We start from the raw sequence: 14,493 nt of genomic DNA, 5'->3' as shown, positions 1-14,493 counted from the left end.
CCGTGGGCTCCGACTGGCCGTCCACGGCTTACATTTTTCCAGAAGGCAGAAAACCATGGCGAAAGCTACGACCATCAAGATCAAGCTGCTGTCGACGGCGGACACGGGTTTCTTCTACGTAACCAAGAAGAACAGCCGTACGTTCACCGACAAGATGAGCAAGACCAAGTACGACCCGATTGCAAAGAAGCACGTCGAGTTCAAGGAAACCAAGATCAAGTAATTGATCCCAAAGGTTTCGGCTTTTAAGGCGCGTCAGCCATTCGGCTTCGCGCCTTTTTTGTTGTCCGGATTCCTGTCCTTCCCCCCTTCCCGGCACGATCTGACCGGCAAGATCTGAAAAGCGCGCAAAGAAAAAGCGCCGCTCCCGAGGGAGACGGCGCTCTTGATTGGGGGTCGATCAGCCTGCAATCACGGCACGAGGAACCGTTTTTAGCATGCCTGCCGATCGACCGACCCCACGACCCAGGAGATGCGGCGGACCTGAGCATCATGGGGTGTCGCTGCTCCCGAAGGAACATCTGCTTGTTGATAGCAAACTCGCGCAATTTCCGCTGAAAAGCAACATAATCTTAACAAGCGGTGCATTTTTGCACCGCTATGGTTAAAAATGACGCGCATTCTTCATCGGCCGCATGAGTTCTACATAAACAAGAAACCATAAAGCCGCAGCATAGGGCGTTTGGTTTCAACAATTTAGCCCGGCTAGGAATAAAAGCATTTTTTAATATGAAATCTTTAGCAAGTACAAATTAACGAATTACACCTGACAACCGACCATATTTTCACAGAGATAAACTCAAATGTGACTATGTGGCGGATTTCTACTTCGAGTTAATCTTTGCAATGCCGCCGATCACGCAGCCAATCAATTTCGCGCCAGACGCCTGTGAACAGCTGCCAGGCCAGCCTACCACGGTCGTTTGCGTTCTTGATCCCCGTCGGACCGACGCCGGACCGATTCGAAAACCTACGCCGCGAAGGCCACGACCCGGTTTCGGCCGCCATTCTTGGCTTCGTAAAGCGCACGATCAGCCTGCTTCAACAACTGGTCCGGCGTCTCGACACCCTGCTCGTTTCCGGCGATCCCCAGCGATGCGGTCACCGTCAGGCTGATGCCAAGACTGCGGATCTGGAAAGGCTGCGTTTCGATCATGGCGCGCAGGCGCTCGGCAATGGTTGCCGCCTGCCCGGCATCGGTATCCGGCATGACGACCACGAATTCCTCGCCGCCATAACGGCAGGCAAGATCGGCGCCGCGTACTGTCGAGCGGATACGCGAGGCAAATTCCTTCAACACCTCGTCGCCGACATCATGGCCGTAGGTGTCGTTGACCTGCTTGAAGCGATCGATATCGACAAGGCAGATCGATAGCGAACGGCCACGCGCGGCGGCGCGGTTGAACAGCGTCTTCAGATGATTGTCGAGATAACGGCGGTTCTGCAGGCCCGTGAGGCCGTCGGTGACGGCAAGCTCGATGGTTTCGCGCACACTGGAGCGCAGACGGTCGTTGTAGCGCTTGCGCTTGATCTGCGTCAGCGTGCGCGCCACCAGCTCGTTCGGATCGATAGGGCGAACGATATAGTCGTTCACACCGAGATCGAGCGCCCGCACGATCAGATCTTCATCGCCCAGATCAGTGACCAGTAGCAGCGGGATAAACCGGGTACGTTCCAGCGAGCGCAGCTGCGAGCAGAGGCGAAGCGGATCATATTCATCGGAATTGCCGTTGACGATGACCAGATCGATCGGATTCTCGGCGGCTTCGAACAAAGCTGCCTGCGGATCGGACATGGCGGTCACGTCACCGATCGGCTTCAACGCCTTGATGATGCGTTCCTGCGAGCTGGCGCGGCTATCGACCAGCAGGATCTGCCCCGCCTCCTCACGCCCCTCGCCCTTCAACATGTCTTCCATGCCGATCGTGCGCGCCGTTTCGGAGCGGATGCGCAATTCGTCGCTGAGCGTCTTCAGGCGCACGAGGCTTTTCACGCGCGAAATCAGCTGCAGGTCGTTGACCGGCTTGGTCAGAAAATCATCAGCCCCGGCCTTGAGGCCACGCACGCGGTCGGAAGGCTGGTCGAGTGCCGTCACCATGACCACAGGAATATGGGAGGTGCGCGGGTTTGCCTTCAGGCGCTCGCACACTTCAAAACCGCTCATGCCGGGCATCATGATGTCGAGCAGAATGAGATCGACATTGGTGCTGTCGACAATGGAAAGCGCCTTCGGGCCATCCTCGGCTGTCAAAACGTCGAAATATTCCGCCAGAAGCCGTGCTTCCAGCAACTTCACGTTTGCAGGGATATCGTCGACAACAAGGATGCGCGCCGTCATGGCCAGTTTTCCCGAACTTTAGGCGTCGCCCAGATAAGTCTTGATGGTTTCAATGAATTTTGGAACCGAGATAGGCTTCGATACATAGGCCTCGCAGCCGCCTTGTCGAATCCGTTCCTCATCACCCTTCATGGCAAAAGCCGTGACGGCAATGACCGGGATGACGTGCAGCTCGTCGTCTTCCTTCAGCCACTTGGTCACTTCCAGACCGGAGACTTCCGGCAACTGGATATCCATGAGAATGAGGTCCGGGCGATGTTTGCGGGCCAGATCAAGCGCTTCCATGCCATTGCGAGTCTGGATAGTCGCATAGCCGGAAGCCTCGATGAGGTCGCGAAAGAGCTTCATGTTCAGCTCATTGTCTTCGACGATCATGACCTGCTTGACCATTTATGAACGATCCTCATTGCGCACGGAAACTTGGCCGGGAACGGCCGGTTCCGGCCTTGTAACGACATCGCGAAGATATAAGTTCACCCCACGACCGATTCCAAAAACTCTTGTTCGTTTCAGTCTAGAGTAATTTGTTTGAAGAAAAGGTAACTTACGAGCATGCAAGGACCGCTTGAGCCGCGACAGAAAGACAAAGCGGCAGCCGTCGACCCGGAAGAAACCGCTGTCACCCTGCTGGGCTGGCTTGCGAGCGAGCCGGATATGATGAGCCGCTTCCTGGCGCTTTCCGGCATACAGGCGCCACAACTGCGTCAGGCGATCAACGATCCGGGCTTTCTCGCCGGCATGCTGGATTTCGTCATGGCGCATGAGCCATCGCTGATGGCCTTTTGCGAAACCACAAATACTAGACCGGAAAGCGTGGTCGCCGCTTGGCATCACTATTCCGGCCCGGTGATGGATTGAGACGGACGTGACATGACGACGGCGGCAGATAGCATTCTCGACATCACGCATGTTTGCGTCACCGACCGCCCGCTGGTGGTCTGCGATGTCGATGACGTCGTCCTGCATTTCACGGACCCGTTCGTCGATTTCCTGAGCGCCGAAGGCTACGAGTTTCTGCCGCGCTCCTTCAAGCTGACCGGAAACATCCTCGCCCGCGAGAGCGGTCTGGAGATCGATGCGGCCGAGGTGAAACGGCTGATCCACGCCTTCTTCGAGGCGCAGGAAACCTGGCAGCTGCCGTTCGAAGACGTTGCCCGGACGCTGGAGGCACTTTCCGCCGATGCCGACGTGGTGTTCCTGACCGCCATGCCGCCCTGTTATAGCGAACAGCGGCGCCGCCTTCTCGACAGGCTCGGCCTTGCTTTTCCGATGATCGCCAGCGAAGAACCCAAGGGGCCGATCATGCGGCGCCTGAATGCCGAGCGAATTCTGCCCACCACCTTCATAGACGACATGGCCTACAATCTGCATTCCGTGCGCGAGCATATGCCGGACAGCCTGCTCATTCAGTTGATGCCGGACACGCCACTGCGCCTGATGGCGCCGAAACCGCAGGACGATATCGTTCGCGCCCGCGACTGGCGGCATGCCGAAGAACTGATCCGAGGCCATTGGCAACCGCGCTGAAGCGCGCCTTGCTTGCCTCAAAAATCCGGTCTGGAAGTTGTGCATGCCCACGCCCTTCCTGCTTGAGAGTTGCGATCTTACGGCCTAATGTGAATTTGTTCAACATTTGTTCCGAAGATGGCAGCCGAGCACGATACCACAGAGAAACCCGGGTCATTTTGTAGAGACTGCCTGACGGAACAGCCGGAGGGCCGTACCCGCTGTCGTGCCTGCGGTAGTCCTCGCCTGTTGCGACACAAGGAACTCTATGGCCTGACGCTGGCCCATATCGATTGCGACGCCTTTTACGCCAGTATCGAAAAACGCGACGACCCCAGCCTTGCCGACAAGCCGGTGATTATCGGCGGCGGCAAGCGCGGCGTCGTATCCACCGCCTGTTACATTGCCCGTATCAGCGGCGTGCGCTCCGCCATGCCGATGTTCAAGGCGCTTGAAGCCTGCCCGGATGCAGTGGTGATCAGGCCCAATATGGAAAAATACGTGACCGTCGGCCGGCAGATGCGATCGATGATGCAGGACCTGACGCCGCTGGTGCAGCCGCTCTCCATCGATGAGGCCTTTCTCGAACTGGCCGGCACCGAACGGCTGCACCGCGACCCGCCGGCCCGCACGCTTGCCCGCTTCGCCAAACGGGTGGAAAGCGAACTTGGCATTTCCATTTCGGTCGGGCTTTCCTACTGCAAGTTTCTCGCCAAGGTCGCTTCCGACCTGCAGAAACCGCGCGGCTTTTCGGTGATCGGCAAGGCCGAGGCATTGAGTTTCCTGGCGCCCCGCCCCGTCACCACGATCTGGGGTGTCGGCAAGGCATTCAATGCCTCGCTGGAGGCCGACGGCATACGCACCATCGGGCAATTGCAGGCGATGGCGGAGGGTGACCTGATGCGCCGTTATGGCGTAATGGGGCAGCGGCTTTTTCGGCTGTCGCGCGGCATCGACGACCGTACCGTGCATCTCAACGAGGCAGCCAAAAGCGTTTCGGCGGAGACCACCTTTTTCGATGACATTTCCAGCCATGACCAACTGGTGCCGATCCTGCGCGAACTCTCGGAAAAGGTCTCTACCCGGCTGAAGAAACACGACATTGCCGGGCATACGGTTGTGCTGAAAATGAAGACGTCGGACTTCAAGAGCCGCACACGCAATCGCCGTCTGGAAGACCCGACCCAGCTGGCCGACCGGATCTTTCGCACCGGCCTGCAATTGTTGGAGCGGGAGACGGACGGCACAAAGTTTCGCCTGCTCGGCATCGGCGTGACCGACCTCGAAGGCTCCTCCCGCGCTGACCCGCCTGACCTCGTGGACCAGCAGGCAACCCGGCGGGCGCAGGCGGAAGCGGCCATCGACAAGCTGCGCGACAAATTTGGCAAGAGCGCGGTCGAGACCGGCTACACGTTCGGCGGAAAAGACCGCAAACGCTGAACCTGTCACGCTTGCCGTCACTGCAATGTGAGACATTCGTGTTGCGAAACGACAATTCTGCGCGCGCCGGTCAAACCTTTATTAAGCATGTGACGATAGACTGTGAGCCTGTATTGCGTATGAGGTTTCCATGTACCGGCTTGCGGCCTTCGGCCTTGCATTGATGTCCACCTGCGTCATGGCCGGCACTGCCGCCGCCGAAAACGCCCGGACCCTGCAGATCATCGTTTCCAAGGACAAGCAGTCACTGGCTGTCTATGATGGCGACACGGTGGTTTCGACCTCGAAGGTCTCCACCGGCAAGGAAGGCCATGACACGCCGACGGGGATCTTTTCGATCCTCGACAAGAAAAAATACCACGAGTCCAACATCTATTCGAATGCGCCGATGCCGTGGATGCAACGCCTGACATGGTCCGGCATCGCGCTGCACGAATCCAGCAGCGTGCCGAATTACCCGGCCTCGCATGGCTGCGTGCGCCTGCCGGCCGCCTTTGCGCAATCGCTATACGGCCAGACCGAGCGTGGCGTGCATGTGATCATTACCGATGCGCAGGTGACGCCCGTCATGCTGCATGACGCAAAACTGTTTGCGCCGAAAAAGCCGGTGCCCGCAAACCTTATGTCCGACGTGCCGTTGCGCGCCGACAATTTTTCCCGCACGACCAAGCAGCTGGAAGTGGCCATGAACATGGCGCCCGCCGCACCCGCTTTTGCCGCGCCGAAAAAGGCGCATGTAGAAACCCCGGAAGCCGCCCCGTTGCGTATCCTGATCACCCGCCGCGGCGAACGCGAGCAGGTGGCCGACGTGCAGGCCATGCTGAACGACCTTGGTTTCGATGCCGGTTCGCATGACGGTTTTGTCGGGCCGATGACCCGCTCTGCCGTCGAGGGTTTCAAGCGCTGGAAAGGCGTGGAGCAGAAGGGTTTTCTGACCGACGCGTTTCTGACGGCGCTCTATGAGACCAGCGGCAAGCCAAAAGCGCCGGTCGGGCAGCTGATGATCCGCCAGGGTTTCAAGCCGATCCTCTCGGTTCCGGTCGGCATCAAGGATCCGGAAACGGCGCTTGGCACACATCTCTTCACCGCCACTGCCTTCGACCGAGAAGAAGGCACCGCCGGCTGGCAGGCGCTGACGCTGCCGAACCGGCTGCCGGAAGCGATGATGAAGCGACTGGGCATCACCAATAGCGATGCCGCGTTCACCTCGACCGAAACGGCGGCACAGCAGGCGTTCGACCGCATCGAGATTTCCACCGAGTTGCGCGACCGGATCGAGACCATGCTGACCAGCGGAAGCTCGATCACCATCAACGATCAGGGCATCGGCCAGGACACCGGCGACGGCACCGACTTCATCACCATCACGCGTTCTTCACCGGAGCGGATCGAGGCGCAGACGGTATCGTCCAAGCCACGGACTGAAAAGCCGGCGCGAAAAGTGCGGGCCATTCCGTTGGGCGTGGGGCTTTACTAAGACCCACTTTTCCACATTCCCAATCATGCAGAGGGGTCGGCCAGCCGGCCCCTTTTTGCTTATACCAGTTCCACATCCAGCACGCCGGGTGCTGCCCTCAGTGCCGCTGCGACTTCCGGTGACAGGCGGTAGCGGTCGTTGAGCGAGACTTCGATCTCGCGGCGGCCATCATCCTTGATGACGACGAAGGAGACCTGGCCATCGCCACGGCCGTTCAGGTGCTTGGCGACGATCTTCATCGGGCTGGCATCGCGCACAAAGATGCGCAGCGCCTTCTGCATGCGCACCGATTGTTCTTCCAGCGACTGGACATTCTGGATGCGCAACCCGATGCCTTCCGGGCGCTCGTCCGCCTGCACGATGATGACCAGCGATTTTCCGGGCTCCAGCATGTCGCGATATTGCGCCAAGGCTTCGGAAAACAGGATGGCTTCGTAACCGCCCGATGAGTCGGAGAAGGTGACGATGCCCATCTTGTTGCCGGTGCGGGTTTTTCGCTCCTGGCGGCCGGTGACGGTGCCGGCAAGGCGTCCGGCGCTGGCGCCCTTTTTCACCGCAGCGGAGAAATCGGCAAAGGTCTGCACGCGCAGTTTCGCCAGTGTTTCCTTGTAGCTGTCGAGCGGGTGGGCAGACAGATAGAAGCCGAGGACCTGATATTCCTTCATCAGCTTTTCCGACGGCGTCCACGGATCGAAGACCGGCATGGTGATCTTTTCCGGTCCACCGCCGCTGCCGCCGCCAGATCCAAAAATATCGAACTGGCCGCTGGTCTTGTTTTCGGCGGCGCGCTGCGCGTAACCGATGATACGGTCCATGCCCGTCACCAGCGCCGCACGGTCGATGCCGAAACAATCGAAGGCACCGGCAAAGATCAGGCTTTCCAGCACACGCCGGTTGACCTGTTTCGGATCGATGCGCAGGCAGAAATCCTCGAGACTTTCGAACGGCTTGTCGCCGCGCACTTCAACGATGTGCTCAACCGCGCCTTCGCCGACGCCCTTGATGGCAGCGAGCGAATAATAAATGCGCATGTCGCCGGTTTCGAACATGCGGAACGAGGTCTGCACCGAGGGCGCCAGAACCTTGATGCCAAGACGTCCGGCGTCCTGACGGAAATCGTTGAGCTTTTCCGTATTGGCCATATCATAGGTCATCGACGCGGCGAGGAATTCGACCGGGTAATGCGCCTTCATATAGGCTGTCTGGTAGGACACGATGGCGTAGGCGGCGGCGTGTGACTTGTTGAAGCCGTAGTTGGCGAATTTCGCCAGAAGTTCAAAGATGTTCTTGGCCTGCGGCTTCGACACGCCGTTCTTGATGGCGCCATCGACAAAGCGTTCGCTCTGCTGGTCCATCTCCGCCTTGATCTTCTTACCCATGGCGCGGCGCAGAAGGTCTGCTTCGCCGAGCGAATATCCCGACAGGACCTGGGCGATCTGCATCACCTGCTCCTGGTAGACGATAACGCCCTGCGTTTCCTTGAGCAGATAATCGATCGACGGGTGGACTGACTCGATCTCTTCCTCACCATGCTTGCGGGCATTGTAGGTCGGAATGTTCTCCATCGGACCCGGACGATAGAGCGCCACGAGCGCGATAATGTCCTCGATACAGTCGGGTTTCATACCGAGCAGCGCCTTGCGCATGCCCGCACTTTCCACCTGGAACACGCCGACCGTTTCGCCGCGCGACAGCATTTCATAGGTCAGCGTGTCATCGAGCGGAATGGTGGCAAGATCGACATGAATGTCGCGCTTGCGGCAGAAATCCACCGCGGTTTTCAGAACGGTCAGCGTTTTCAGGCCAAGAAAGTCGAATTTGACGAGGCCGGCCTGTTCCACCCATTTCATGTTGAACTGGGTGACCGGCATGTCGGAGCGCGGATCGCGATACATCGGCACGAGTTTCGACAGTGGACGGTCGCCGATGACGATACCGGCGGCATGGGTCGAGGCGTGGCGGTAAAGGCCTTCGATCTTCTGGGCGATATCGAGCAGGCGTGCGACAACCGGTTCCTTGTCGATCTCTTCCTGAAATTTCGGCTCCTCCTCGATGGCCTTGGAGAGCGGTGTCGGATTGGCCGGATTGTTGGGCACCAGCTTGCAGATCTTGTCGACCTGACCATAGGGCATTTCGAGAACGCGGCCGACGTCGCGCAACGCCGCGCGGGCCTGCAGCGAACCGAAGGTGATGATCTGCGCCACCTGCTCACGCCCGTATTTGCGCTGCACATAACGGATCACCTCTTCGCGGCGATCCTGGCAGAAGTCGATATCGAAGTCGGGCATCGACACGCGGTCGGGATTGAGAAAACGTTCGAACAGCAGCGAAAAACGCAAAGGGTCGACGTCGGTAATAGTGAGCGCATAAGCGACCAGCGAGCCGGCACCCGAACCACGGCCGGGACCGACCGGAATGTTCTGATCCTTGGCCCATTTGATAAAGTCGGCAACGATGAGGAAGTAGCCGGGGAACTTCATCTTCTCGATGACGCTCAGCTCGAAATCCAGCCGCTCGTGATAATCCTTTTCTGTGTAACCGGCCGTCATGCCGAGCAGCTTGATGCGGTTTTCCAGTCCTTCTACGGCCTGGCGACGCAGTTCCGCCGCTTCCTTGCGCTCGTCCTCTTCCGGATGATCACTGACGCCGGTGAAGCGCGGCAGGATCGGGTTACGGGTTTTCAAAATATACGAGCAGCGTCGCGCGATCTCGACGGTATTGGCAAGCGCCTCGGGAATATCGGCAAACAGCTTTGCCATTTCCGCGCGGCTCTTGAGATAATGATCCGGCGTCAGGCGAAAGCGGGTGTCGTCGGAAACGATGGCACCATGGGCGACAGCCATCAGCGCATCATGGGCATCGTAATCATCCCGCGTGGGGAAAAAGGCCTCATTGGTGGCGACCATCGGGATTTCGTGGTCATAAGCAAGCGCGATCATCGATTTTTCGTGACGGCGATCGTAACGACCATGGCGCTGCAGCTCGATATAAAGCCGATCGCCAAAAATCTGTTTCAGCCGCAGCAATCGGGCAATCGCCTGCGGGCGGTGGCCTTCGTTGAGCGCCATATCGACCGGGCCGGTGCTGGCACCGGTCAGCGCGATCAGTCCCTCGGCGCCCATTTCCTCCAGCCAGGACTGGCGGATGTGGATGGCGCCGCCATCACCGCCGAGATAGGCGCGGCTGACGAGGTCAACGAGGTTCTCATACCCAGCTTGCGTGGCGGCAAGCAGCACGATGGCCGGCAGCTTCTGCAGACCGTTGCCGCGCTTTTCGTCGCCGGCATCCTCCATGTCGATCGACATCTGACAGCCGATGATCGGCTGCAAACCGTCACCCGACGCCTTCTGGGCGAATTCGAGCGCGACGAAGAGGTTGTTGGTATCGGTAATGGCAATGGCCGGCTGGCTGTCCGACACGGCCTTGCCCAGCACCTTTTTCAGCGGCAGCGCGCCTTCCAGCAGCGAATAGGCCGAATGGACGCGCAAGTGCACGAATTGCGGCGTGCTGGCGCCCTGCCCGTTCGTTGCCGCTGTCACGTTTGTCTGGTCTGCCATAGTCGCGCCGATACCCAATTCATGAATCGGTGCATTGTCCGGCTTAGGCGTGTGAGAGTCCAGTTTCTATTCCGGATCCTACCGTCTTTCACAGGCCTGACGTTCACTTTCGACGGTTTGGCCGTGTAAGGCCCCGGGCAGATCCCGAGGCGGTTTTCGATGGACGGCCACGCCTATTACGCCAGCTGTCCAAAAGGTCTGCTCACATGGCCATCATCAGCAATGACAGGCTGGCCAGAAAGGTCGCGATCGATGCGAATGCGGCAATATCACGAAGAAGGTCGGTCATTCGTTGTCTCCCGTGTTCGTTATGTTTCTATTTTGTTCTTATTTCGTACTCCGAGTCAATAAGAGAACAAACAGTGAATGAAGATTCTTTTCGATTGACGTTTTCCCACTGCTCTTTCGCCAATGCGAAGGCGTTGAGTCGTTTGAGGAATTCCAGGCCGAGCTTGCCTTCGGAATTTTTCGATTTTTCTCTTTTCCCGGCATCGTTCCAGGTCATTCACGGTTCAGCCATGCCAGATTGCCTCAACATATGCCCGGCGCGCCGTAACACCTGCTGTTCGCCTTGAACCCGCCACCGAAACACGGTTAGTCACGCCATCCGCCAACGAGAGCCAAACCATGACCGTTCCGCGCCAATGGCTTCTTGCCGCCGCTTCACTGCTTTTTGTTGCCGCCCCTGCTGCCGCAACGGAAGAACCATGCGAACGGCAGGAGTTTGATGGCGCCCGCTACATCGTCTGCTCCGTTAAGGCGAAAGACGCGCGGCTGAAACTGTTCTGGCAGAAGGCTGATGGTTCACCCCATCGCTGGTTCGGTACGCTGGCAGATGGCCTGAAAACGCAAGGCAAGGCGCTGGTGTTTGCCATGAATGCCGGCATGTATGGCACCGACTATGCGCCGATGGGGCTTTATATCGAGGACGGGAAAGAGCTGCGGCCGGCCGATCTGAAAAAGATGGCGGGGCCGCAATCGAAAATTCCGAATTTCTACAAGCAGCCGAACGGGATCTTCTATTTCGGCGCGGACGGTGCCGGCATCCTGACCACCGAGCGGTTTCTGAAGGCGCGGCCGCAGGCAGGGTTTGCCACACAATCCGGGCCGATGCTGGTGACGGACGACACGATGAACCCGATCTTCATCAACGGATCGAGCGACCGCACACGGCGCAGCGGCGTCGGCGTGTGTGATGGTGGCGACATGCGGTTCGTCATCAGCGAGGACGACGTCAACTTTTATGATTTTGCAAAACTGTTCCAGAAACATCTCGCCTGCCCGGATGCGCTGTTTCTCGATGGCGGACAGGGGGCGGGATTTTTCAACCCCGCCCTGAAGCGTGCCGACTGGTCATGGCATGGCGGTTACGGGCCGATGATCGGTCTTATCGAGTGATCAGGCCGGTTTCAGCGTGATCACCGTCAATTCCGACGGCACGCCGAGGCGCAGCGCAAAACCGATCCACAAGGCCGTGCCGTTATTGACGTAAAGCTGCATGCCATCGACATCGTAGAGGCCGGACACAAAACCGTTGTTGAAACGGGCAACCAGACGGTCGAAGCCGACGATCATGGCGCCATGGGTGTGGCCGGAGAGCTGCAGATCGGCACCGGCGGCGGCGGAAACACGGGCATTGCGCGGCTGGTGATCGAGCAGGATGACGGGAGCACCATCAGGAGCGCCGGCAAGGGCTTTAGTAACATCCGGGCCTTCGAGGTCGAAACGGGTGGCGTTGACATCGTTGACGCCGGCAATCGTCAGCTTTGCATCACCGCGCGAAAGCACGACATGGCCGTTGGAAATGGTTGTCAGGCCAAGCTGCTGATATTTCGCCATCCAGCCGTCATGGCCAAAATGATATTCGTGATTGCCGGGGATGGTGAAGACGCCGTCCTTTGCGCGCAGTTTGGCGAGCGGCGCGATATCCTTTTCGCGGGCCTGCAGCGTGCCGTCGATGAGATCGCCGGTCAGCACGATGAGATCGGCATTCTGGGCGTTGGCGAGCGCCACGGTCTGTTCCGCCCATGGGGCTTCGAACAGACGGCTGAGATGCAGATCGGTCAGCTGGATCATGCGATAGCCATCGAATTCCGGCGGCAGGTTTTTGATGCGGATTTCCATTTCCTTGACCGGCGGCACCCGGATGGCCTGGCTGACGGCGAAGGCTGCGGTGGAAAGCGCGATGACGCCGACGGCATAACGCAGGAAGGCCGGCACCCGGATAGAGCGGCGGCGGATGGCGGCGGTGACCAGCGAGATGAGATCGACGGCCAGCTGCAGGATGGCGAGAAAAAGGATGGAGCCGGCCAGCCAGTTGACGGCAATCATCATCACACGCGGCACTTCCGGCGAGAACATCGTGCCAAACACGAGCAGCGTGATCAGGCTGTGCTGGAAAACCACCATCAGGGTGATGGCGATCAGCGCCTTTAGCCATTTCGGCCAGGGCATGGGCCAGAGAAAACGCGTGACGACGTAAAGGCAGAGCAGAGCTTTGAACAGATGAAACACGGGGAATGGCACTCGCAGGGCGGGATCGGATGCCCTACTTCGGTGAGTTGCCTTGTGATCTCAAGGGGATGACGTGATTTTGATTGTGGGCGGGCTCATCCGGCCGCATTCAGCACACGCGACGAGCCTTCCCTCCGCGTTGATGGAGGGAAGGCCGGATGGCGGGCAAGGCCGTTGGCAGGCGCCCTGCCCGCCGTTACCCGATCAATGCGTGGCGCCGGAGCCGCCAGCTGCGACGATGACAAACGGCTTGCCTTCCACGTCGATGGTGCGGACTTCCTTCAGCGTCTTTCGGTCAATGATACGCACAGTCGAATTGCGTGGATCGGTGACGGCGATGTGATCGCCGGCAACGGCCAGACGCGGGCGCGGATCGCGCCAGTGACCATCCTTGCTATAGGGTTCGGTGACAGTTTCGGACAGTTTGATCTTTGCATCGATCGTGTCGATCAGGTGCAGTTTTCCGTCCTCGGTCAGCACATAGGCATTACGCGGTTCAGCCGGATCGAGCGCAAAATCGACGCGACGGGTGGGCAGATCAACGAGGCGATAGGGCATTTCGGTATCATCGGGATCGATCAGCGCCACCTTGTCCTCCCCGTAATTGCCGAGGAAGAACTGCATGGACGTGCCGCCCAGGAGGGTCGAAACCTTGCCCTTTGGCAGCTTGTCGCCATAGGCGATCAGGTCCAGCTTGGGGGCTTCGTCGCCATTCGGACGGACGACGAGCACACCTTCCGTGCAACCGAAGGCAACGAGACGGGCAGATGTGGCTTCACCATGCAGGTCCGAGCAGGTGGCGATATCCCCCACCTGCTTGCCGTTGCGATCGAGCACGCGCAGGCCGCGGCGCGGCGGCAACTCGCCTTCCTTCACCGTCACATCGGTCTTCGGCACCGAGGTGAGCAGGTAACTTCCCATCGGCACGGCGACGCCGTGATGGGCGAGCGTGGTTTCGAAACCGCGAATTGCGGGTTTGCCGTCAATCAGGGCGTCTTCGGACAGGAGGTCGAAACGGTTGTCGCGATCGTAGAAGACGGCAATGTCATCGCCATGGGTCACGACGTGGCCGGGCTTCTTGCCGGTGATCGTTGTCGCCAGCAATCTGGGATCGGAGAGTTCGATATCGCGGTGATCGCCGTGGTCGGAGAGAGCGACGCCGGTATCGATGGCCTGCACGAGATTTTCGTCGCCCTGGATGGCGAACAGGGTGCGGCCGCTTTCCGACAGCGACAGGGCATTAAATCCCTTGGTGTCGAAACGGCCAATCTCCTTGCCCGAGGCAAGATCGATGGCGCGCACGACCGGTAATGTGTGATCGGCAACAAAAAGCCGCCAGCTTTCCGCATGTTCTTCTTCGGCAAACGAACTCTGCGGCACGAGAAAAGTGGATGCAAGCGCGGAGGCGGCGAGCGCGAGGCCGTAACCGGTGCGGGACATGAGGTCTCCTGTAATAATGTAACGCATGTACCGTTATGAAGTTACGTTCGGGTTGTCCAGCCTGTTTTGCGCATCCACATCGCGAATGCGACATTCCTCGTGGGGGTGTGGAAAAGGTGCAGTGGAGCGCGACGCTAGCCCGATCAGTATGCGTGGGCCGAATTGTGACTGGTCATTCATCACCTATCCGCATGATCGGATTGGGTAAAACTACCCGAATG

12 protein-coding genes are annotated in these 14,493 nt (G+C 58.9%); 6 read left to right on the top strand and 6 right to left on the bottom strand.

Going from position 1 to position 14,493, the window contains the following annotated elements:
• The first annotated feature begins 55 nt into the window (after positions 1 to 55).
• Entirely contained in the window at positions 56 to 223 is a 168-nt protein-coding gene (rpmG, locus tag EDF70_RS10310; protein WP_052637931.1) for a 50S ribosomal protein L33, read from the top strand.
• Positions 224 to 970: 747 nt separating this feature from the next.
• Here rpmG and EDF70_RS10305 read toward each other — a convergent pair.
• Both EDF70_RS10305 and EDF70_RS10300 read right to left on the bottom strand, forming a co-directional pair.
• Complete coding sequence (locus tag EDF70_RS10305) at positions 971 to 2,338, bottom strand: PleD family two-component system response regulator (RefSeq protein ID WP_132273240.1); 1,368 nt, start codon at positions 2,336 to 2,338, stop codon at positions 971 to 973.
• Positions 2,339 to 2,356: 18 nt separating this feature from the next.
• Entirely contained in the window at positions 2,357 to 2,728 is a 372-nt protein-coding gene (locus tag EDF70_RS10300; protein ID WP_132273239.1) for a response regulator, read from the bottom strand.
• A 162-nt stretch (positions 2,729 to 2,890) separates the two neighbouring features.
• On the opposite strand from EDF70_RS10300, the gene EDF70_RS10295 reads away from it, so the two are divergent.
• The 4 genes from EDF70_RS10295 to EDF70_RS10280 all read left to right on the top strand — a co-directional run bounded on the left by EDF70_RS10295 (position 2,891) and on the right by EDF70_RS10280 (position 6,761).
• Complete coding sequence (locus tag EDF70_RS10295) at positions 2,891 to 3,196, top strand: DUF3572 domain-containing protein (RefSeq protein WP_132273238.1); 306 nt, start codon at positions 2,891 to 2,893, stop codon at positions 3,194 to 3,196.
• 12 nt (positions 3,197 to 3,208) lie between these two features.
• Positions 3,209 to 3,865 (top strand): hypothetical protein, encoded by a 657-nt coding sequence (locus EDF70_RS10290; protein ID WP_132273237.1) that lies wholly within the window; start codon positions 3,209 to 3,211, stop codon positions 3,863 to 3,865.
• A 117-nt stretch (positions 3,866 to 3,982) separates the two neighbouring features.
• On the top strand, positions 3,983 to 5,284 hold the full coding sequence (locus tag EDF70_RS10285; RefSeq protein ID WP_132273236.1) for a DNA polymerase IV: 1,302 nt from the start codon (positions 3,983 to 3,985) through the stop codon (positions 5,282 to 5,284).
• Between the two features lie 130 nt (positions 5,285 to 5,414).
• Entirely contained in the window at positions 5,415 to 6,761 is a 1,347-nt protein-coding gene (locus EDF70_RS10280; RefSeq protein ID WP_132273235.1) for a L,D-transpeptidase family protein, read from the top strand.
• A 59-nt stretch (positions 6,762 to 6,820) separates the two neighbouring features.
• On the opposite strand, the gene dnaE is transcribed toward EDF70_RS10280, so the two are convergent.
• Complete coding sequence (gene dnaE, locus EDF70_RS10275; RefSeq protein WP_132273234.1) at positions 6,821 to 10,318, bottom strand: DNA polymerase III subunit alpha; 3,498 nt, start codon at positions 10,316 to 10,318, stop codon at positions 6,821 to 6,823.
• A 316-nt stretch (positions 10,319 to 10,634) separates the two neighbouring features.
• On the bottom strand, positions 10,635 to 10,823 hold the full coding sequence (locus EDF70_RS10270; RefSeq protein ID WP_132273233.1) for a hypothetical protein: 189 nt from the start codon (positions 10,821 to 10,823) through the stop codon (positions 10,635 to 10,637).
• Between the two features lie 122 nt (positions 10,824 to 10,945).
• Here EDF70_RS10270 and EDF70_RS10265 point away from each other — a divergent pair, with 122 nt between their 5' ends.
• Positions 10,946 to 11,716, top strand: a complete 771-nt coding sequence (locus tag EDF70_RS10265) for a phosphodiester glycosidase family protein (protein WP_132273232.1) — start codon at positions 10,946 to 10,948, stop codon at positions 11,714 to 11,716.
• Here EDF70_RS10265 and EDF70_RS10260 read toward each other — a convergent pair whose 3' ends face one another.
• Both EDF70_RS10260 and EDF70_RS10255 read right to left on the bottom strand, forming a co-directional pair.
• Positions 11,717 to 12,832: a metallophosphoesterase gene (locus EDF70_RS10260; RefSeq protein WP_132273231.1), complete on the bottom strand. Its 1,116-nt coding sequence runs from the start codon at positions 12,830 to 12,832 to the stop codon at positions 11,717 to 11,719.
• A 204-nt stretch (positions 12,833 to 13,036) separates the two neighbouring features.
• The gene (locus EDF70_RS10255) at positions 13,037 to 14,272 is read right to left on the bottom strand and encodes a metallochaperone AztD (RefSeq protein WP_132273230.1); all 1,236 of its coding nucleotides are present in this window, start codon (positions 14,270 to 14,272) and stop codon (positions 13,037 to 13,039) included.
• Between the last annotated feature and the right edge of the window lie 221 nt (positions 14,273 to 14,493).

Source organism: Neorhizobium sp. JUb45 (genome assembly GCF_004343585.1).
In the GTDB taxonomy this organism is placed as follows: domain Bacteria; phylum Pseudomonadota; class Alphaproteobacteria; order Rhizobiales; family Rhizobiaceae; genus Neorhizobium.
Note: the sequence above shows the minus strand (reverse complement) of the source record. Positions and strands in the feature narration are given on the sequence as shown.

Bases quoted from the DNA above. Each gene is read 5' to 3' on its own strand.
- EDF70_RS10290 (WP_132273237.1), top strand. From the start codon at position 3,209: ATGACGACGGCGGCAGATAGCATTCTCGACATCACGCATGTTTGCGTC.
- dnaE (WP_132273234.1), bottom strand. From the start codon at position 10,318: ATGGCAGACCAGACAAACGTGACAGCGGCAACGAACGGGCAGGGCGCC.
- EDF70_RS10255 (WP_132273230.1), bottom strand. From the start codon at position 14,272: ATGTCCCGCACCGGTTACGGCCTCGCGCTCGCCGCCTCCGCGCTTGCA.
- EDF70_RS10300 (WP_132273239.1), bottom strand. From the start codon at position 2,728: ATGGTCAAGCAGGTCATGATCGTCGAAGACAATGAGCTGAACATGAAG.
- rpmG (WP_052637931.1), top strand. From the start codon at position 56: ATGGCGAAAGCTACGACCATCAAGATCAAGCTGCTGTCGACGGCGGAC.
- EDF70_RS10305 (WP_132273240.1), bottom strand. From the start codon at position 2,338: ATGACGGCGCGCATCCTTGTTGTCGACGATATCCCTGCAAACGTGAAG.
- EDF70_RS10265 (WP_132273232.1), top strand. From the start codon at position 10,946: ATGACCGTTCCGCGCCAATGGCTTCTTGCCGCCGCTTCACTGCTTTTT.
- EDF70_RS10285 (WP_132273236.1), top strand. From the start codon at position 3,983: ATGGCAGCCGAGCACGATACCACAGAGAAACCCGGGTCATTTTGTAGA.
- EDF70_RS10295 (WP_132273238.1), top strand. From the start codon at position 2,891: ATGCAAGGACCGCTTGAGCCGCGACAGAAAGACAAAGCGGCAGCCGTC.
- EDF70_RS10270 (WP_132273233.1), bottom strand. From the start codon at position 10,823: ATGACCTGGAACGATGCCGGGAAAAGAGAAAAATCGAAAAATTCCGAA.
- EDF70_RS10280 (WP_132273235.1), top strand. From the start codon at position 5,415: ATGTACCGGCTTGCGGCCTTCGGCCTTGCATTGATGTCCACCTGCGTC.